This window comes from Mesonia aestuariivivens (assembly GCF_019311235.1).
Lineage (GTDB): Bacteria > Bacteroidota > Bacteroidia > Flavobacteriales > Flavobacteriaceae > Mesonia > Mesonia aestuariivivens.
In genome coordinates this window covers 178,853-197,449 of record NZ_JAHWDF010000002.1, presented here as the reverse complement: position 1 = coordinate 197,449, position 18,597 = coordinate 178,853, and the positions used below count along the sequence as shown (strand labels likewise).

The following is an 18,597-nucleotide window of genomic DNA, read 5'->3' as shown; positions in this document are numbered from 1 at the left end:
ATAACAATATTTTCAAATTTCTAAGTAATTTCGAAGTATATTTAACGTATTATTTAATGAAATCTATCACATCTGTTAATAATATTATAGTTTTTGGTCAAGAAATCTATTCTCAACTTAACGCTTATATAAAAGATAATCAACCTTCTAAGCTATTTTTATTGGTTGATGAGCATACCCAAACACACTGTGCCCCCTATTTTCTTCAACAACTAGAAACTGATATTAGTATTGAAATTATTGAAATCGAAGCCGGTGAAGAACACAAAAATATAACAACTTGTAGCGGTGTCTGGCAAACCTTATCTGAATTAGATGCCGATCGAAAATCGTTAATGCTTAATCTTGGAGGCGGCGTAGTTACCGATTTGGGCGGATTTGTAGCCAGTACATTTAAACGTGGTATCTCATACATTAACATTCCCACGACACTTTTAGCTATGGTAGATGCTTCTGTAGGCGGAAAAACTGGCGTTGATCTCGGAAATTTAAAAAACCAAGTAGGCGTCATTAGTAATGCAGAGATGGTTTTAATAGATGTTGGCTATTTAGCAACACTACCTCAAAATGAAATGAAAAGTGGCTTGGCAGAAATGTTAAAACACGGACTCATTCAAGACCTACTCTATTGGAAAAAGATGAGTGACCTCTCTCAACTTTCTATAACAGATTTAGAACAACTTATTTATGATAGCGTCGTCATTAAAAATAATGTAGTCAAAGAAGATATTAATGAAAACGGAATAAGAAAAACATTAAATTTTGGTCATACCCTTGGGCATGCTATCGAATCTTATTTTCTAACCAATACTGCAAAGAAAAAGTTGTTGCATGGAGAAGCCATCGCTATTGGGATGATACTTGCTGCTTATATATCTAATAAAAATACAGGTTTACCAAAAGAAGAACTTACTGAAATTAAAACAGTTTTACTTCAAACTTTTAATAAAGTAAATTTTGATGAAAAAGATATTAAAGAAATTATCGAATTAATGAAATACGATAAAAAAAATAGTCACGGTAACATCAATTTTGTTTTATTAGAAAAAATAGGTCAGCCTAAAATTGATTGCATTGTTACAAATAATCTTATTTATGAAGCTTTCGCTTTTTATGCGGAATAATTTATTTCATTCTGAATGGCATAAATTTTAAGCTAGAAACTCATTTATAATTAAAATTAGTGATATGGAATATGAAAAAAAATTAAAAAACCTTTCAGATGAGGAGTTGATCAAAGAGCACAAAAATAAATCAATTATTTTCGGTATTTTTCTAGGCTTAGTTACAATAATGGTCATATCTTCAATAATCACTATTATTAAAAACAAAATTATAGCTACTACTTTTATGCCCTTAGCATTTTTTCCATTGCTATTAATTTTTTGGAATGGATTTAAAAAAGTAAGAAAAGAAAAGAATTTTAGAAAATTAAAATAATATGGATGAGTCCTGTTGTAATTGTGGAAAGACGGTAAATGAAAACTTTTGTGCGTATTGTGGACAAAAAAAATACAGTAGAATTGATAAAAAATATATACTCAATGAACTGGAAAACACAATTTTTCAGACCAATAAGGGCTTTTTATTTTCTATAAAAAATATAATTAAAAACCCAGGAAAAACAGCAAAAAGTTTTATTGATGGTAGTAGAGTAAATCATTATAAACCAATTTTATTAGCTTTTCTTCTAAGTGGTATTTCTGCTTTTATTTCGTTTAAAATAATTGGCTTTAAAGAGTTAATGGAAGAGTATTACTCAAAGCAGAATATGAGTTCTCCATTAATGATCGATATTCTTTCTTTTACTACAAGCTACAATTCTTTAATTATGTTATCGTTTATCCCTTTTTTGGCAATCATCACAAAATTAGCTTTTAGAAAATGGGGACAAAATTATTATGAACATATAGTGATGAATGCATTTATATTATCTGTTTATACGATAATTAATATAATAATTATTTACCCTATAATGTTTTTCTTAAAGATTGATGCAAGCTTAGTTATACAAATTTCAAGTCTTTCAATCTTTACCGTACCTTTAATAATGGTTTGGTTTTTTAAAGGTTTTTATAAAGAAAAACCCTTTAAAAGTATTATGAGTCGAGTTTTATTAATTTTGTTACTCTTTTTTCTGTCATTTGTCGTTTTAATGATTGTCTTTGCAATTGGAGGTTTTATTTTTGCTTTTATAAAAGGACCAGAAGCTTTAGAATATATAAAACCACAATAAGTTTACTCAAATACTATAAAAATTTTAATTTGAATTTTTAGATCAAAAAAACTCCTAAAAATTCAATTATAATTAAATGATTCAAATTTGATAACCGAACTATATAAATTTCCCAAAATATATTGATTACGTTCAACTCTTATCAAAATGAAAAAAACTATATCACATCTAACATTAAAGATGTGATCCAGAATTCTATTTAAGATCACACCTTTTTTAAATTGAATTATAGTTTTATTAGTATCCGAAATTTTAAAATTTTCTGATTTCTTCAAAGAAATATTACGCTCCTAATATTTGTTCGGCATGGGCTTTGGTTTTTACTTTCCCTATCACTTCTTCAATTTTACCTTCTTCATCGATAATAAAAGTGGTTCGGTGAATACCTTCATATTCTTTCCCCATAAACTTTTTTGGTCCCCAAACACCAAATGCGTTAATCACTTCTTTTTCTTCATCTGCCAATAAAGGAAAAGGCAATTCGTGTTTATTTTTAAAATTGGTTTGTCGCTTAGCAGAATCTGCACTTACCCCTAGAATTTCATAGCCTTTTTCTTGAAAAGATTCCCAATTATCACGTAGGTTACAAGCTTCTGTTGTGCATCCTGGCGTACTCGCTTTTGGGTAAAAGAAAACTACCAATTTCTTTCCTTTATAATCTTTTAGCGTATGTAAATTTCCATCTTGATCTTTCGCTGAAAATTCTGGAGCAGCATCTCCTGCTTTTAATGTTGTCATCTTCTTAATTTTAATTTTTCTATTTTTTTACTTCTGAAAAGTATAAACAATAAGCTGTTTTTACAAGAAATTAGCAAATAATTAGATTGTAAATTCTCTTTATTTTTTGAGACATTACTTTGAAATAATAACTAAAATTCAATAAAAATTTATAAAAAGAATCATTTCCTTATAAGGTCAATAAATATGGGTAAATCTACTCCAATTTATTTGCTTAAAATGGTGCTACTTTATAAATTCGTAAGTGAATAATCAAAGTTAAAATACTTGTGTCATCAATGAATATCAAGTGTTTTCAGTTTATAAACTTCACCCCATGAAAATAGGAATAGACAGCATAAGTTACGATATCCCAAAAATTCAACTTCCCATAAAAGATTTAGCAATTGCTAGAAATATTGAACCCGCTAAACTAGAAAAAGGATTAGGACTAATTAATATGGCGTTTCCCGATGTGCATCAAGATGCTATTGTTTTTGCTGCCAATGCGCTCACCAAGCTTATTGAGCAAGAACATCTTGATCCTTCAGAGATTCATCGCATTTACGTAGGTTCTGAAAGCGGAATAGACGCTTCTAAATCTATTGGCTCTTATTTAATAGGAATGATGGACGATTATTTTGGGGAAGGTAAATTTACGCATTGTGATGCAGTAGATTTTACATTTGCTTGCATTGGTGGTGTAGATGCTTTTCATAATTGTTTAGATTTTGTAAGAGCTAATCCAGCAAAGAAAGCCATCGTCATTTGTACAGATATTGCTAAATACGATTTAGAATCTACTGGAGAATATACCCAAGGTGCTGGTGCTGTTGCTTTGTTAATTAGTGCCAATCCACGTTTAATGGAGGTTGAAAATAATTTTTCGGTAAGTACCAAAGGTGTTTTCGATTTCTTTAAACCACACCGAACGGTAAAAAAAGAAGACATAGGCATCACCAATAACGAAGCTTGGCAAGGTGTATTAGAAAGTGAAATTGAGTTATTTAAAGAGCAACCTGTTTTTGATGGTCAATATTCTAACGATTGTTATATAGAGCGTACCACCGATGCTTATTTTCAGTTTAAAAAATTGAAAAAAGAAGAAGGAATTCTATATAATTCTTGGAAAGCGATTATTATGCACCTTCCCTATTCTTTTCAGGCACGTCGTATGTTTGCTGAAATTTATGCTGCAGATCACCCTGAGTTATCTAAAACCTATAAAAAAGACGATCCAGAGTACATGAGTAAAGTAAAAGCGCTTAGTAAATCTGAAGAATACCAAAGCTTTGTTGCCAAAAAATTTGCTCCAGCAGAACGCGCTTCTTCGCTTATCGGAAATATGTACACTGCTTCTATGTTTATGGGAATGTTATCTACTTTATGCGAATTTTATGAAAAAGATGAAGTTGTTACCGAAAAAAAACTTGGTTTTATTGCTTACGGAAGTGGAGCTAAATCTAAAGTCTTTGAAGGCAAACTGGTTGAAGGTTGGCAAAAGGTAATTGAAAAACAAAAGCTTTTTGAAACCCTAGAAAATTCTAAAAACATAGCGATTGATACTTATCATCAGCTTCACAAAAAAGAAAAAACAGCAAGTGTAATTCAACCTCAACAAGAATGGATTTTAGAAAGTATTGAAACAGAACAACCAAATTTAATTGGCGCTCGCTATTATAAGTGGGTGAAATAGTTTTAGGATCAAATTCAAAATTAATATAAAAATGCGTCAACTTGAATTGAATTTGAGTTGACGTTTTTTTATTTCTGAAACAAGTTCAATTCGACGCTTACCGAATAAATTCAAAATTCTTATTTTTGATATCCAAATTTTTGATTCAACCTAAAAATGACCAAAGCTGAAAAAGTTCAATTTGTAATCGATACCTTAGAAGAAACCTATCCAGAAATCCCTATTCCGTTAGACCATAAAGATCCTTATACTTTATTGATTGCTGTATTGCTTTCAGCCCAGAGTACCGATGTGAAGGTGAATCAAATTACGCCACTTCTATTTGAAAAAGCCGATAATCCTTATCAAATGGTTAAACTTAGCGTTGAAGAAATTAGAGAAATAATTAAACCTGTAGGGCTTTCGCCTATGAAATCGAAAGGTATTCACGGACTTTCAGAAATTTTAATCGATAACTATAATGGTGAAGTTCCTGCCGATATGGAAGCGCTAGAGAGTTTACCAGCCGTAGGACATAAAACGGCTAGTGTAGTAATGGCTCAAGCTTTTGATGTACCTTCTTTTCCTGTAGATACGCATATTCATCGCTTAATGTATCGTTGGAATTTATCGAACGGTAAAAATGTACAGCAAACTGAAAAAGATGCAAAGCGATTATTTCCTAAAGAATTATGGAATAAACTTCATCTTCAAATAATTTGGTACGGTAGGCAATATTCTCCTGCTCGCGGGTGGAAACTGGAAAACGATATGATAACCCAAACCATTGGGAGAAAGTCGGTCATAAAAGCTTATGAAGATAACTTTACTAAAAAGCAAAAAAGAACCCGTAAATAAATTACGGGTTTGTTTTTCTAGTTAAGTAAGTTTTCATATTGCATTTGCTTACCATCGAGCACATGAAGTGCTTTAGAATAATTTAAAAGAAAACTAATGGTTTCTTCTTTAGGTTTCAAATTTTCCACCTTTTCATTGGGTGATTGATTAATGTAGAGTTTTGCCATCAACAATGTTTTTGTTAGTACCATTATTATAACGACAAAAAAAACATCATATTGTTTAAATTAATATTTTGTAAGTACGATATCGTGTTTATCGATAACCTTACGTAAATTAATTAAAGCATATCGCATTCTTCCTAGCGCGGTATTAATACTTACATTAGTTTGCTCTGCAATTTCTTTAAAGCTCATATCTTTGTAAATACGCATAACCAAAACCTCTCTTTGGTCTTCTGGTAACTCTCTAATTAATTCACGAACATCGCTCTCTATTTGGTCTTTCACCATAAGTCGTTCTGCGTTTAAATCTTCATCTGGTAAAACCGAAAAAATATTAAAATCACCACTATTATCAAATTTTGGCATTCTGTTATTTTTTCTAAAATGATCGATCACCAAATTGTGAGCAATACGCATTACCCAAGGTAAAAATTTACCTTCTTCATTGTATTTTCCTCTCTTCAATGTTCTAATTACTTTGATAAAAGTATCCTGAAAAATGTCTTCTGTGATATCTCGATCAAAAACTTTAGAATAAATAAAGTTATAAATACGTTGCTTATGTCTATTGATTAATTTTGAAAGTGCGTCTTCGCTTCCTTCTAAATATTGCCTAACAAGTGTTGCGTCTGTAGTAGTTTCGATTTTCTTCATAGTGGTTACCTCAATTCTTAAGAAAAACTTAAGTCAATTAAACTTAGGGTTAATAAATTTTAATTTGAAGTAACTCTGCTATATAGGCGTATCTACGTTTAGGTTTGAAAGTGCTAAATATAACAACATATTTTTAACAAAAACAAATAAGTTAAAAATTTTAACATCTGTATAATCAGATTCTTACTTTACAAGCCCAGCTAGTTTAAGTATCTTTGTAAATTATTCGAAAAACAGCTATGACTCAAGATATTGCTCAAGTAAACCCTAAAGAAAATATCATTATTAAGGGCGCTAAGCTCCATAACCTAAAAAATATAGATGCAGTAATTCCTAGAAATAAACTAGTAGTTATTACGGGTCTTTCTGGTTCTGGTAAATCAAGCTTAGCTTTTGATACTTTATATGCAGAAGGACAAAGACGCTATGTAGAAAGTTTATCATCTTATGCTCGACAATTTTTAGGCAGGTTAGATAAGCCCAAAGTAGATTATATTAAAGGAATTGCTCCAGCAATCGCTATTGAGCAAAAAGTAAATTCTACCAATCCGCGTTCTACCGTAGGGACATCTACAGAAATTTATGATTACTTAAAATTACTTTATGCTCGCATAGGGAAAACCTTCTCTCCTATTTCTGGAAACGAAGTCAAAAAAGATACCGTTACCGATGTAGTAAATTACATTAAAGAATTTCCTGAACGTGAAAAATTATTATTGCTCGCTCCTATTTTTGTAGAAAAAGGACGAAGCCTAGAAGAAAAAGTAAAAGTCTTACTTCAACAAGGATATAGTCGAATTAAAATTAAAAATGAAGTTGTTCGTATTGATGAAGCAGATGTAAAAAAAGTAAAAGCCAAAGATGCATTTTTAGTCGTAGATCGTATCATCAAAAAAGACGATGAAGATTTTTTTAATCGTTTGGCAGATTCTGTGCAAGCTGCATTTTATGAAGGCAAAGGAGAACTTTTTATTGAGAAATTATCAGATCAAACAAACCATCATTTTAGCAACAAATTTGAACTAGACGGAATAACGTTTAACGAACCTAACGTCCATTTATTCAGTTTTAATAATCCTTATGGCGCTTGTCCTAAATGTGAAGGCTATGGCGACGTTATTGGTTTAGATGAAGATTTAATTATTCCCAACACTTCGCTTTCTGTTTATGAAGAAGCTATTTTCCCATGGCGAGGCGAAAGTATGAGTTGGTATAAAAATGAACTGGTAAATAATTCACATAAATTTGACTTTCCTATACATAAACCTTATTTCGATTTAACCGAGGATCAAAAACAATTGCTTTGGGATGGTAATCGTTATTTTACAGGGTTAACCGAATTTTTTGAACACCTAGAAGCCAAGGCTTATAAAATTCAGAATCGAGTAATGCTTTCTCGCTATCGTGGTAAAACTAAATGCCCTATTTGTAAAGGAAAAAGATTACGTAAAGAAGCAAACTATGTAAAAATTGGCGGATCTCATATTACAGATTTAGTAGAAAAACCTTTGGATAAAGTTGCCGAATTTTTTAAAAATTTAGAAGTAAACGAACACGATCAACAGATTGCTAAACGTTTGCTAAAAGAAATTAATAATCGCTTAGCATTTCTCTCTAATGTTGGTTTAGATTACTTAACACTAAACCGAAAATCAAATACACTTTCGGGTGGAGAGTCTCAACGTATTAACTTAGCAACTTCTTTAGGAAGTAGTTTGGTCGGGTCGATGTACATTTTAGATGAACCCTCTATTGGTCTTCATCCAAAAGACACCGAAAAACTAATTGGTGTACTTAAAGACCTTCGTGATTTAGGCAACACGGTGATTGTCGTAGAACACGATGAGGATATAATGAAAGCCGCCGATGAAATTATCGATATAGGCCCTGAAGCTGGAACACTTGGCGGAGAAGTGGTTGCCACCGGAAATTATGATGAAATTTTAAAGTCAACTTCGCTAACTGCTCAGTATCTTAATCATAGTATGGAAATTGAAGTTCCCAAAAAACGTCGAGATTATAAATATTACATCGATATTATTGGAGCTAGAGAAAATAACCTTAAAAATATTGATGTCCGTTTTCCTTTAGGGATTTTCACTGCGGTTACAGGCGTTTCTGGTAGCGGAAAAAGTACATTGGTGAAACGCTTACTTTATCCTTCGATCTTAAAAGAAACTGGAGGTTACGGTGAAAAAGTAGGTCAGTTAACTACAATTGAAGGTAAATATAGCAATACTAAACACGTTGAGTTTGTAGATCAAAACCCTATTGGTCGCTCTTCTCGCTCTAACCCTGTAACCTATATCAAAGCTTACGACGATATTAGAAACTTATTTACCAACCAAAGTTTGGCTAAAGTGAGAGGCTTTAAAGCCAAGCATTTTAGTTTTAATGTAGATGGCGGTAGGTGTGAAACTTGTAAAGGTGAAGGCGAAGTAACTATTGAAATGCAATTTATGGCCGATGTGCATTTACAATGTGAAGCCTGTAATGGAAAACGTTTTAAACAAGAAGTTTTAGAAGTAAAATTTGAAGAAAAAAACATCGACGACGTCTTAACGATGACTATAGACGATGCTATAGAATTTTTTGAAAAGAGTGAAGAAAAGAAAATTAAAAAGAAATTACAGCCACTACAAGATGTAGGTTTAGGTTATGTAACCTTAGGCCAAAGTTCTTCTACCCTTTCAGGTGGGGAAGCTCAACGTATAAAATTAGCTTCATTTTTAGGAAAAGGAACCACAAAAGATAAAGCCTTATTTATATTTGATGAACCTACGACAGGACTTCATTTTCACGATATCCAAAAATTACTAAAATCTTTTTATGCTTTAATTGAAAAAGGCCATTCCGTGATTGTGATTGAACATAATATGGATTTGGTAAAATGTGCAGATCACGTTATTGATCTTGGATTAGAAGGTGGCGAAAATGGCGGTTATTTAATTGCCAACGGAACTCCAGAAGAAGTTGCAAAAAATAAAAAATCTTATACTGCTAAATATTTAAAAGAAAAATTATAGGTTGGCATAATAGTTGAAATCTTAAAAGAAGAAATTATTAGTGTATTAATTTACACGATATTTATTTTTTGGTTGGTTAGTTGGAAAACCCTTAAGTATTTGCTTAAGGGTTTTCTGTTTTTCAAAAATCTTGGCACGCAGTTTGTTTTTATTAAATTAATTAATTTTAAATTCCATAATTATGAAAAACTTAATCACTCTAGTAGTATTAACTTTGGTTACACTAACTGCTTCTGCTGAAAATAAAAAATCGGCGATTTCGACTTATAATTATGGATATAATTCTTCTATCATCTTTGTAGAAAAAAATATTGAATTTGCAATTTATCCTGATGGTCAGTTTGATTTTTATTATCAACCTAGAAATAATTTTAACTTCAATATTCATACTCCTCAGGTAAACATTAGTTTTAATCATGGTTACAACTATGATCCGTATGTTCAATATGATGATTATGGAGCTGTAATTCAAATTGAATCAGTCCCTATTTATTATGATTATTATGGTCGTATTATAAAAGCCGGTAATACTCCTATACATTATAACCAATTTGGTCGTTTAGCTCAAGTTGGAGGATTAAGTATTTTTTATAATAGCTATGGAAATTTTGCTCATTTCACCGGCTATATCAATACTATTAACAGAAGATATGTACATAGATCTTGGCATGAGTATTACACAACTCCTCCAAGAACGAGATGTGTAGTTTTCAGCCAACCTTATAGAACCTATTACCAGCCAAATCGTGTAAATTATAGAAATTTTAGAAATCATTATAATGTGTATAGGAGCAACAGAAGTAATTTCTATACACCTGCTCAACGAGTTGCTCACTATACTAGAGGAACTAAAACAAATTCTAAACGCGCGCTAGTTCAAAACGATAATAATAAAGTAAGAACAAATACCTCTTCAGCTCGAAGAAATGGTACAAATAGAAATAATACAAGTCGTACAAGAAATTACCATACTAGAGAGATTAGAAGTAATGATAGAGCTCTAAGTGTTGCGGATAGGGTTCCTACAAATAATTCTTCTCAACGACAATCTACTAGAAACCGTAGTAACGTACAAAACAGAAAACAAGCTTCTAGTAATATAAATACTAATAAGAGAAGTACTTCAGCAAGAGAATCTTCTAGAAATATGGATAATAAAAAACCGAAACAAGTAAATTCTCGTACATCTAGCACAAGAAATATTTCAAGAAGTACGGTAGAAAATTCTAGAAATAGAAATCATAATTCTTCTCGATTAAGATAGTTTTTGGTTGGTTAGTTTTTCCCCTTTCAGTAGTAACTTAGGTTCTATTGAGAGGGGTTTATTTTTTTCGCTGTTGTAGAAGTTGAGTCAATTCTTCAGATAAATTCATTTTATAAGTAATAAAGGCATAACAAGCTGTCGTTAAAATGCCTTTAATTGTAATACTCAAAAGCGCATAAGTATTAAATTCCCAAAAATAAAACAATAAACTCGTTACGGTAATTAACCCTAAAATAGGTAGCGTTTTTTGAGTAAATGGATGCATATGAAACTTCTGATACACCAAAAATAATTTTACAGTAAAGAAAGCAAAGAAAGTCGAAAAGGTTGCAATTGCTACTCCCCAAATACCCATAATAGGAATTAATACGATATTAAAGACAATGGCTAACCCCACTACTCCTATCCCAATCATTAATACCCATCGGTAATAATCTGAATTAAAAAGAATGCTATTACAATTTCCTAGCAAATTTTCGTAAAGTTTAATTCCGCATAAAAAAACAATAATTCCTGTTTCTATTTGATATTCATTAGGAATCAATTCATATAATTGTTCAACATTGGTAATAATTAAAGTGAAAATTAATCCGCTAACTAATAATAAACTCACCGAAGTTTGTTTATACAATTTTGCTAGTTCTTTCTTTTTCTTTTTATTTAAAAACATAGCGGTAATAGGCATTACAATTTGTTTCATCGCTCGTGAAGGCACTGCTATCACAGAAGCAATATAAACCGCAATAGCATATACAGAAACCTGCTCTATAGGTAAATAATGTTCAATCATTACTTTATCTAAATCTAATAAAGCAGTAGAAATAGAACCTGCAATTAAAATTAGAACAGAATATTTAGCGACTCTAGAAAAATTATCGGGAAGACGAAATTCTAATTTAGGCGGAAGTAATTTAAACGCATAAACCATTAACACAAGCATTCTTAAAATATAAATTCCTGTGAGTGCATAAATAAATCCGTCTAAATCTAGGTAATTAAAATAAACTGCGATAAGTAAAAACGTGACACCTACTCTATGAAAAACTTCTTTCATAAAGTTACCAAATACACTTTTGTAGGTAATTTTTGCCCAAGCAAAAAACACTTCAAAATAAGCTATAGCAACACTAATAATAAAAATAATCCAAATATAATTTTTAACAGCTTGATTGGTTTCAAAATAATTTAATAAAGCTTGATAGAATATAATACCTAACGTACCAATAAGTACACTAAATAGTAAAGGGATTACTAACATCGTAGTCAACAATCTATGCTGATCACTAGTGTTTTTACAGGCAGTATAAAATTTAATTAATGTATTTGGCGCTCCAAATCCCATTAATGGCCAAACTAAAGTACTTGCCGAAAGTAAAAAAGTAATTAAACCATAATGCTCAGGAACCAAAAAGTGAGGATATAAAAACAATACATTTAACGCGCCTACAGCAAAGCCTAAATAGGTCGTTATAATATTATTGAAAGATTGTTTTAAAACGATGCCCATTTAATTGAATTGCTGAATAACGCTTGCTAGCTTACGGGTTAAGTTTTTTCGATGAAATTGATCCATTTTTTCTGTTGAAACTTCAGATAAAAGTTTTCCTTGTTTATAAAGTTGATACCAGCTGTAAATTTGATGCTTTATTTCTTTTTTAGCAAGATAACCAAAATAACTTCCTGCCTGGGTCTCCTCTATTAATCGAATTACGTCCCAATTTTTAGGGCCAATCGCTAAAATAGGTCGGCTGGCTTTTAAATATTCAAAAAATTTACCAGGAATAATCCCTTGTGTTTCTTCTTTATCTATTTCTATAAGTAATAAAACTTGCGCTTTTCGTTGCTGAATTAATGATTCTTCGTGAGATAAATAGCCTTTTTCTATCAGACAATTTTCTAACCCATTTGCTTTAATTGAATTGATTACAGTTTCACTTACCTTGCCTGCTAACACCAATTCAAAATCTTTTTTAAATTCTTGATTTTCTTGTGTAAGCTCTCTTAATGCTTGCCATAAATGTTTAGGATTACGTTCAGAAAGTAACGAACCAATGTGTGAAATTCTAAATTTTTCAGCAAGCTTCACTTGTTCAATTTCATCATCATCATAACCATTTGTAATCACGCTAATGGGTTGTTTTGTGATTGCTGAAAAGTCTTTTTTTGTGGTAAAACTTGTCGTTAGAAGATGATCTGCGGTTTGTAAAACTTCTTTTTCTAACTTTAAATGTTTTTTTTGCGAAGCTTTGGTTAATTTCAATTTATGGTGATAACCAATTTTCGTCCATGGGTCACGAAAATCTGCAATCCAATTAACCGCTAATTTTTCTTTTAGCTGTTTCCCTATTAAATGCAAACTATGTGGCGGCCCTGTAGTAATTACGGTCTCGATTTGATGTTCGTTTAAGTAAGATAAAAGAAATTTTACCGATGGTTTCACCCAAAACATTCGTGCATCAGGAATAAATAAATTACCACGAACCCAAAGCATCATTTTTTGTAAAAGACCTTGCTCTTTTTCATCTTTTATTATTCCGGAGCTTATGGTTTTTGATTCTTTTTTAGAAAAAACTCCTGCTAGCTGATAAGGTTCTTTAATAGGCTTTTTGATTACAGTAATATCACTAGGAATTTCATTTTCGAAGCTTTTATCTATTAGTGGGTAATGTGGATTTTCAGGAACGTAAACAACAGGTTCAATATTAAAATCACGTAAATACTTTACAAATTTTAACCAACGCTGCACACCAGGACCTCCTGCTGGCGGCCAGTAATACGTGATAATAAGTACCTTTTGCATCGCAAAATCTGTTTAAGCCAATTTTTTTCTAAAAGTTACCACTAATCCTCCCAATAATAATATTGACAAAATAACACCACTGGCTATCGTAATTTTGCTTCCGGTTTTAATCACTTCTGGTTCAAATTTAAACGTAATTTCATGACTACCTGCTGGTAAAATTGCTGCTCTAAGCACATAATCTGCCTGAAGAATAGAAATTTCTTTACCTTCTACATAAGCTTTCCATCCGTGCGGATAATAAATTTCAGAAAATAAAGCTAAGCGTTCTTTTTGAGTTGAATATGAATATACCAATTGATTAGGTTGATAAGATTTCAATTGAATTTGAGCCGTAGAATCTGTTGCAAATTCTTGCTGCGGAATTTCTGCTGAAAACTTTTTATTAACAACTGCCGTTTGTTTGGTATTTAAACTGTCTAAAGCTAAAATTTCTTGATTAGCATTTGTTACAAATTTCACATCATTAACAAACCAAGCGTTTCCATTAGTTTGCGGATTAGGTTGCGCCATTATTTCACCTTGATTGGATAAAATAATGTATTTCGTATTCAGCATATTTAATACTTGCTGATTAGCATCATAAATATAAAAATCGAACAACTCTTGAATTCTACCCGGTTTTGCTGCATGATAACCACCTAAAGAATGATGAAAGTAGGAAGCTCTGGAAGAGTTTAGCGGACTTCCAGAAAAATCTAATACACGATAATGGCCTTCATCTTTTAATATCTCTAAATCTGCTGCATTGGCTTGAAAAGGTTTTTTCATTTGATGCTCTTGTACAAAATCTTCATTATTTACATAACGACGATCTACGCCAACTAAATCTACCACAATTAATAAAGCGAGTGCACCAATAGTTAAACTTTTATTGACTTTATTTTTTAAATAAGCCCAAATAAGCCCAGCAGCTAAGGCCACAAATATTAAACTTCTAATCGTATCGGTATTAAAAATAGCTTTCCGATCTTCTCTTAAGGCTCGTACAAAACTTTGTCCTAATTGTTGTAAATACTGTCGGTCTTGATTCCCGACAAAATCGAAGAACACTGATTTTGACACCAGAAATAAAAGAGCTAAACCTCCAGTGATCATGGCTGCCCATTTTAAAGCGTGTTCTTTTTCTTGTTGTGTACGTTTTTCGCCAAAGAATTTTGAAAGTCCACAAACGGCCATTAACGGCAAGCATAACTCTAAAATCACTTGAATAGAAGAAACCGCTCTAAACTTATTGTATAATGGAACGTAATTAATAAAAAACTTGGTAAGTGGCGCTAAATTATCGCCCCAAGAAAGCAATAAGGCTAAAATAGAACCGCCTACAATCCACCATTTAAATCTTCCTTTTACTAAATACAAAGCAAGTACAAAAAGAAATATCACTACAGCACCAATATAGGCCGGAGCACCAATAAAAGTTTGGTTTCCCCAATACGTAGGTGCAGAATCTGCAAAACTCAATGCTTGCTGCGGGCTGGCTCCTATTTTTAGTAATTCATTATAAAGCTCAGAATCTTCTCCTAATTTTTCTGAACTAGAACCTCCCATAAAACGTGGGATAAATAAATTGAAAGTCTCGGCTATTCCATAACTATATTCAGTAATATAATCATATGAAAGTCCATTTGTGTTTTCTTGTTGTTCGCCGTTTGGAGTAATACTCAATCCTGTATCGCCACGCGTACTAAAATCTGCATATTCTTTTGTGGCTAGAATATTGGTCGCATTTGTTCCTATAGCGATAATCACCCCAGCCAACATTACTGCTATAGCTACAAAATATTGTTTTATTTTTTTCTTCTGAAAGAAATCAATAAAATAAGCGATTCCTAAAACCACGACTAAAAGCAACAAATAATACGTCATTTGAAAGTGATTCGTATTAATTTCTAGTGCCATTGCTAATGTGAATAGAATACCACCCCACAAGTATTTTTGCCTAAATGTAAGAATGATTCCGGCTAAAACTATAGGCATATAAGCAATTGCATGCGCTTTAGCATTGTGCCCTACTCCTAAAATTATAACTAAATAAGTTGAAAATCCGAAAGCTAAAGCTCCCAAAGCGGCAAGTTTATAATCTATTTTTAAGCAAAGAAATAAAATATAAATCCCTATAAAATATAAAAACAAATAATCTGCTGGACGCGGTAAAAACCGTAATGTTCTGTCTAGCTGCTTAATATAATTATAAGGATAATCTGCCCCCAATTGGTAAGTTGGCATTCCGCCAAAAGCAGCATCTGTCCAATAACTTTCTTCACCTGCATCTTCTTTAAACTCTTTATTTTGGTGAGACATCCCAATATATTGAGTAATATCACTTTGAAAAATTACTTTCCCCTGTAAAACCGGATTAAAATAAGCTAAAGCAGCAACAATAAACCCCACAATGACTAATAAGTGCGGGACAATCTTTCTAAAATTTATGGACATATAGATTTACTTCTATTGAATAAGAAAAATGGAAATTTAATCAATTTCTTCGTAATCGATATACTCGCCTACGGGTTTCTTTTTTTCTTTAGTTTTAGTTGAACTTTTACCAATATGATCAGCCTTAGATTCTTGTTCTCTTTGGTCAGTAAAACCACCATTTTGAGTAAAGCCTTTAAAAGCTTTCTCTCCTACTTTTTTCATAAAATACTTTAAGATTAAAGGCCCAAACCATTTAAAAATAATCTTCAATCCAAAATATATTAGTAATATAATCAGTATGGTTTTAAATAAACCTACTAAAGATGCTTCTTGCATAATTCTTTTTTCTACAAAACTATTAATTACTACTATTAAAAACTTATGAATAGCCATAAAAATTACTAAAAACTATTCTATATTTGAATAAAACCATACTTTATGAAGATGAAATCATTCTTAGCTATTAGCTTTCTTTTAACTTCTCAATTTATTTTTTCTCAATACACCGAAACTATTAATTCTAACAGACCAGGCAGATCTCAAGGAGCTTTTGCTGTAGGAACTGGTGTTTTACAAGCTGAAGGTGGTTTAAGATTAGGCAAAGATAAGCATGACCTTTTAAACACAAATACAGATTTATGGGGCCTAGATTATGAGCTTCGCTATGGTTTTTTTAATGAGCGCTTAGAAGTAAATTTAAGAGGTTCTTTTTTAAGTGCAAATCAGCAATATATAGTTGCTGGAAATTCTGTAGAAAATAAATATAGTAATTTTGAAAGTAATACGCTTGGTGCTAAATACTTGATTTATGACCCTCATCGTAAAAGAATGTTAGAAGGTCCAAATTTGTATAGCTGGAAAGCTAATAATTCTTTTCAATGGAGAGATTTAATACCTGCGGTTTCTATATATGCAGGAGCTAATTTATTATTAGATAGTGACAATACATTTATAGCTCCAGGAAATGATGGAATCTCACCTCAAGTAGCTTTAATTACTCAACACAATTTAGGACGATGGGTATTTGTTATGAATTTTATTGGTGATAAATTCACTAACGATTATCCTTCTTATTCTGGTATATTCACATTAACTCACGCTTACACCAGAGAACTTTCTTTTTTTGCTGAAGCACAAATTATTAAAAGTGATTTTTACAGTGATGATATTGGTCGGTTAGGTGCTGCTTATCTATTTAATAAAGATTTTCAAGTAGATATTTCTGGTTTGGTAAATTTTAGAGATACACCCTCACGCTGGCAAGTAGCTTTAGGAGTTTCTTACAGAATTGATATGCACAGTACCGATGAATATATTATGGAGGACTTAGATAAACAAAAACAGAAAAAAGCTAAACAACAACAAAAGGAGAACTCTACTAAAGAAATTTTAGAATAATAACCTTAGATAATTTCATAAAAAAACCGCTATCATTTAAATAGCGGTTTTTTAATTTTATAAATAAATTTTTTATTCTTTCATTCCTTGCATTACTGCTGCAGATAAGCGCTTATAAGTTCCGTTTTCTAAACGTTCTCTAATCGCTGAAAAAGCCTCTAATGTTTCTTCAATATCTTGTAAGGTATGAGAGGCTGTAGGTATCATTCTTAATAAAATTAAGCCTTTAGGTATTACCGGATAAACTACAATAGAACAAAATACACCGTAATTTTCACGTAAGTCTTTCACCAATGCCATTGCTTCAGGAATACTTCCTTTTAAGTAAACCGGAGTTACACAACTTTGTGTTGTACCAATATCAAAGCCTTTATCTTTTAATCCGTTTTGAAGTGCATTTACATTCTCCCAAAGTTTTTCTTTTAACTCAGGCATAGAACGCAACATATCTAAACGTTTAAGCGCACCTTCAACCAATTGCATTTGCAATGATTTAGCAAACATTTGAGAGCGTAAATTATATTTTAAATAATCTATCACTTCTTGATCTGCTGCAATGAATGCACCTGTACTAGCCATAGATTTTGCAAAAGTAGCAAAATAAACGTCTATATCGTCTTGAACGCCTTGTTCTTCACCAGCACCAGCACCAGTTTTACCTAAAGTTCCAAAACCATGAGCATCATCAACAAATAACCTAAAGTTGAACCTCTCTTTAAGTTTAACTATTTCTTTTAACTTTCCTTGTTCACCACGCATCCCGAAAACTCCTTCAGAAATCAAAAGAATTCCTCCTCCAGTTTGTTCGGCAATTTTTGTAGCTCTTTCTAGGTTTTTTTCAATACTTGCAACATCATTGTGCTTATAAGTAAAACGCTTTCCTAAGTGTAAACGTACGCCATCTATAATACAGGCATGAGCATCTACATCATAAACAATAACATCATCTTTACCTACTAATGCATCAATAGTAGAAACCATACCTTGGTAACCAAAGTTTAATAAATAAGCAGCGTCTTTATGTACAAATTCTGCTAATTCATCTTGAAGTTTTTCATGAAGTTCTGTATGACCACTCATCATACGAGCTCCCATAGGGTAAGCAGAACCATATTTTTTTCCTGCTTCTGCATCTACTTTTCTAACTTCTGGATGATTTGCTAAACCTAAATAATCATTCACACTCCAGGTAATTACTTCTTTGCCCTGAAATTTCATGCGGTTGCTAATCTCTCCTTCAAGCTTTGGAAATACAAAATATCCTTCTGCTTGATCTGCCCATTTCCCTAATGGACCTTTATCTCTATATATTTTTTCAAATAAATCTCTCATATGATTTTAAATTTCAACCAGGTTGCAAAAATATAATTTTTTAACGTGAAAA

At 31.7% G+C, this 18,597-nt stretch carries 16 protein-coding genes; 8 read left to right on the top strand and 8 right to left on the bottom strand.

From position 1 onward, the window contains the following. The first annotated feature begins 56 nt into the window (after window positions 1–56). The 3 genes from aroB (at window position 57) to KW502_RS02550 (ending at window position 2,236) form a co-directional block, all read left to right on the top strand. Window positions 57–1,124: a 3-dehydroquinate synthase gene (aroB, locus tag KW502_RS02560; protein WP_219038965.1), complete on the top strand. Its 1,068-nt coding sequence runs from the start codon at window positions 57–59 to the stop codon at window positions 1,122–1,124. Window positions 1,125–1,188: 64 nt separating this feature from the next. Next, complete coding sequence (locus KW502_RS02555) at window positions 1,189–1,440, top strand: hypothetical protein (protein ID WP_219038964.1); 252 nt, start codon at window positions 1,189–1,191, stop codon at window positions 1,438–1,440. Window position 1,441: 1 nt separating this feature from the next. Then, window positions 1,442–2,236 (top strand): DUF3667 domain-containing protein, encoded by a 795-nt coding sequence (locus KW502_RS02550; protein WP_219038963.1) that lies wholly within the window; start codon window positions 1,442–1,444, stop codon window positions 2,234–2,236. A gap of 282 nt (window positions 2,237–2,518) precedes the next feature. On the opposite strand, the gene bcp is transcribed toward KW502_RS02550, so the two are convergent. Beyond that, on the bottom strand, window positions 2,519–2,974 hold the full coding sequence (gene bcp, locus KW502_RS02545) for a thioredoxin-dependent thiol peroxidase (RefSeq protein WP_219038962.1): 456 nt from the start codon (window positions 2,972–2,974) through the stop codon (window positions 2,519–2,521). Window positions 2,975–3,290: 316 nt separating this feature from the next. Between bcp and KW502_RS02540 the strand changes: the two genes are divergently transcribed. Next, entirely contained in the window at window positions 3,291–4,649 is a 1,359-nt protein-coding gene (locus tag KW502_RS02540; protein ID WP_219038961.1) for a hydroxymethylglutaryl-CoA synthase family protein, read from the top strand. 156 nt (window positions 4,650–4,805) lie between these two features. Next, entirely contained in the window at window positions 4,806–5,486 is a 681-nt protein-coding gene (locus KW502_RS02535; RefSeq protein ID WP_219038960.1) for an endonuclease III domain-containing protein, read from the top strand. Window positions 5,487–5,503: 17 nt separating this feature from the next. Here KW502_RS02535 and KW502_RS02530 read toward each other — a convergent pair whose 3' ends face one another. Beyond that, the gene (locus tag KW502_RS02530; protein WP_219038959.1) at window positions 5,504–5,653 is read right to left on the bottom strand and encodes a hypothetical protein; all 150 of its coding nucleotides are present in this window, start codon (window positions 5,651–5,653) and stop codon (window positions 5,504–5,506) included. 60 nt (window positions 5,654–5,713) lie between these two features. Continuing rightward, a complete protein-coding gene (locus KW502_RS02525) occupies window positions 5,714–6,304 on the bottom strand; it encodes an RNA polymerase sigma factor (RefSeq protein ID WP_219038958.1) in 591 nt (196 codons plus the stop codon). Between the two features lie 239 nt (window positions 6,305–6,543). On the opposite strand from KW502_RS02525, the gene uvrA reads away from it, so the two are divergent. After that, window positions 6,544–9,330: an excinuclease ABC subunit UvrA gene (gene uvrA / locus KW502_RS02520; protein ID WP_219038957.1), complete on the top strand. Its 2,787-nt coding sequence runs from the start codon at window positions 6,544–6,546 to the stop codon at window positions 9,328–9,330. Between the two features lie 181 nt (window positions 9,331–9,511). Continuing rightward, window positions 9,512–10,594, top strand: coding sequence for a hypothetical protein (locus KW502_RS02515; RefSeq protein WP_219038956.1), 1,083 nt, complete (start codon window positions 9,512–9,514; stop codon window positions 10,592–10,594). 58 nt (window positions 10,595–10,652) lie between these two features. Here the strand turns inward: KW502_RS02515 and KW502_RS02510 are convergent, their stop codons facing one another. Genes KW502_RS02510 through KW502_RS02495 form a run of 4 tightly spaced genes read right to left on the bottom strand, consistent with a single transcriptional unit; the run spans window position 10,653 to window position 16,208 of the window. After that, window positions 10,653–12,101 (bottom strand): lipopolysaccharide biosynthesis protein, encoded by a 1,449-nt coding sequence (locus KW502_RS02510; protein ID WP_219038955.1) that lies wholly within the window; start codon window positions 12,099–12,101, stop codon window positions 10,653–10,655. Then, complete coding sequence (locus KW502_RS02505) at window positions 12,102–13,394, bottom strand: glycosyltransferase family 4 protein (RefSeq protein ID WP_219038954.1); 1,293 nt, start codon at window positions 13,392–13,394, stop codon at window positions 12,102–12,104. 12 nt (window positions 13,395–13,406) lie between these two features. Next, window positions 13,407–15,833: a YfhO family protein gene (locus tag KW502_RS02500; protein ID WP_219038953.1), complete on the bottom strand. Its 2,427-nt coding sequence runs from the start codon at window positions 15,831–15,833 to the stop codon at window positions 13,407–13,409. 36 nt (window positions 15,834–15,869) lie between these two features. Next, a complete protein-coding gene (locus KW502_RS02495; RefSeq protein ID WP_255553979.1) occupies window positions 15,870–16,208 on the bottom strand; it encodes a DUF4834 family protein in 339 nt (112 codons plus the stop codon). Window positions 16,209–16,259: 51 nt separating this feature from the next. On the opposite strand from KW502_RS02495, the gene KW502_RS02490 reads away from it, so the two are divergent. Continuing rightward, complete coding sequence (locus tag KW502_RS02490) at window positions 16,260–17,213, top strand: transporter (protein WP_369412506.1); 954 nt, start codon at window positions 16,260–16,262, stop codon at window positions 17,211–17,213. 72 nt (window positions 17,214–17,285) lie between these two features. Here the strand turns inward: KW502_RS02490 and capB are convergent, their stop codons facing one another. Next, complete coding sequence (gene capB, locus KW502_RS02485) at window positions 17,286–18,545, bottom strand: cysteate-C-fatty acyltransferase (protein ID WP_219038951.1); 1,260 nt, start codon at window positions 18,543–18,545, stop codon at window positions 17,286–17,288. Between the last annotated feature and the right edge of the window lie 52 nt (window positions 18,546–18,597).

Bases quoted from the DNA above. Each gene is read 5' to 3' on its own strand.
- KW502_RS02530 (WP_219038959.1), bottom strand. From the start codon at position 5,653: ATGGCAAAACTCTACATTAATCAATCACCCAATGAAAAGGTGGAAAAT.
- bcp (WP_219038962.1), bottom strand. From the start codon at position 2,974: ATGACAACATTAAAAGCAGGAGATGCTGCTCCAGAATTTTCAGCGAAA.
- KW502_RS02555 (WP_219038964.1), top strand. From the start codon at position 1,189: ATGGAATATGAAAAAAAATTAAAAAACCTTTCAGATGAGGAGTTGATC.
- KW502_RS02510 (WP_219038955.1), bottom strand. From the start codon at position 12,101: ATGGGCATCGTTTTAAAACAATCTTTCAATAATATTATAACGACCTAT.
- KW502_RS02535 (WP_219038960.1), top strand. From the start codon at position 4,806: ATGACCAAAGCTGAAAAAGTTCAATTTGTAATCGATACCTTAGAAGAA.
- KW502_RS02525 (WP_219038958.1), bottom strand. From the start codon at position 6,304: ATGAAGAAAATCGAAACTACTACAGACGCAACACTTGTTAGGCAATAT.
- KW502_RS02505 (WP_219038954.1), bottom strand. From the start codon at position 13,394: ATGCAAAAGGTACTTATTATCACGTATTACTGGCCGCCAGCAGGAGGT.
- KW502_RS02490 (WP_369412506.1), top strand. From the start codon at position 16,260: ATGAAATCATTCTTAGCTATTAGCTTTCTTTTAACTTCTCAATTTATT.
- KW502_RS02550 (WP_219038963.1), top strand. From the start codon at position 1,442: ATGGATGAGTCCTGTTGTAATTGTGGAAAGACGGTAAATGAAAACTTT.
- KW502_RS02495 (WP_255553979.1), bottom strand. From the start codon at position 16,208: ATGGCTATTCATAAGTTTTTAATAGTAGTAATTAATAGTTTTGTAGAA.
- uvrA (WP_219038957.1), top strand. From the start codon at position 6,544: ATGACTCAAGATATTGCTCAAGTAAACCCTAAAGAAAATATCATTATT.
- KW502_RS02540 (WP_219038961.1), top strand. From the start codon at position 3,291: ATGAAAATAGGAATAGACAGCATAAGTTACGATATCCCAAAAATTCAA.
- capB (WP_219038951.1), bottom strand. From the start codon at position 18,545: ATGAGAGATTTATTTGAAAAAATATATAGAGATAAAGGTCCATTAGGG.
- aroB (WP_219038965.1), top strand. From the start codon at position 57: ATGAAATCTATCACATCTGTTAATAATATTATAGTTTTTGGTCAAGAA.
- KW502_RS02515 (WP_219038956.1), top strand. From the start codon at position 9,512: ATGAAAAACTTAATCACTCTAGTAGTATTAACTTTGGTTACACTAACT.
- KW502_RS02500 (WP_219038953.1), bottom strand. From the start codon at position 15,833: ATGTCCATAAATTTTAGAAAGATTGTCCCGCACTTATTAGTCATTGTG.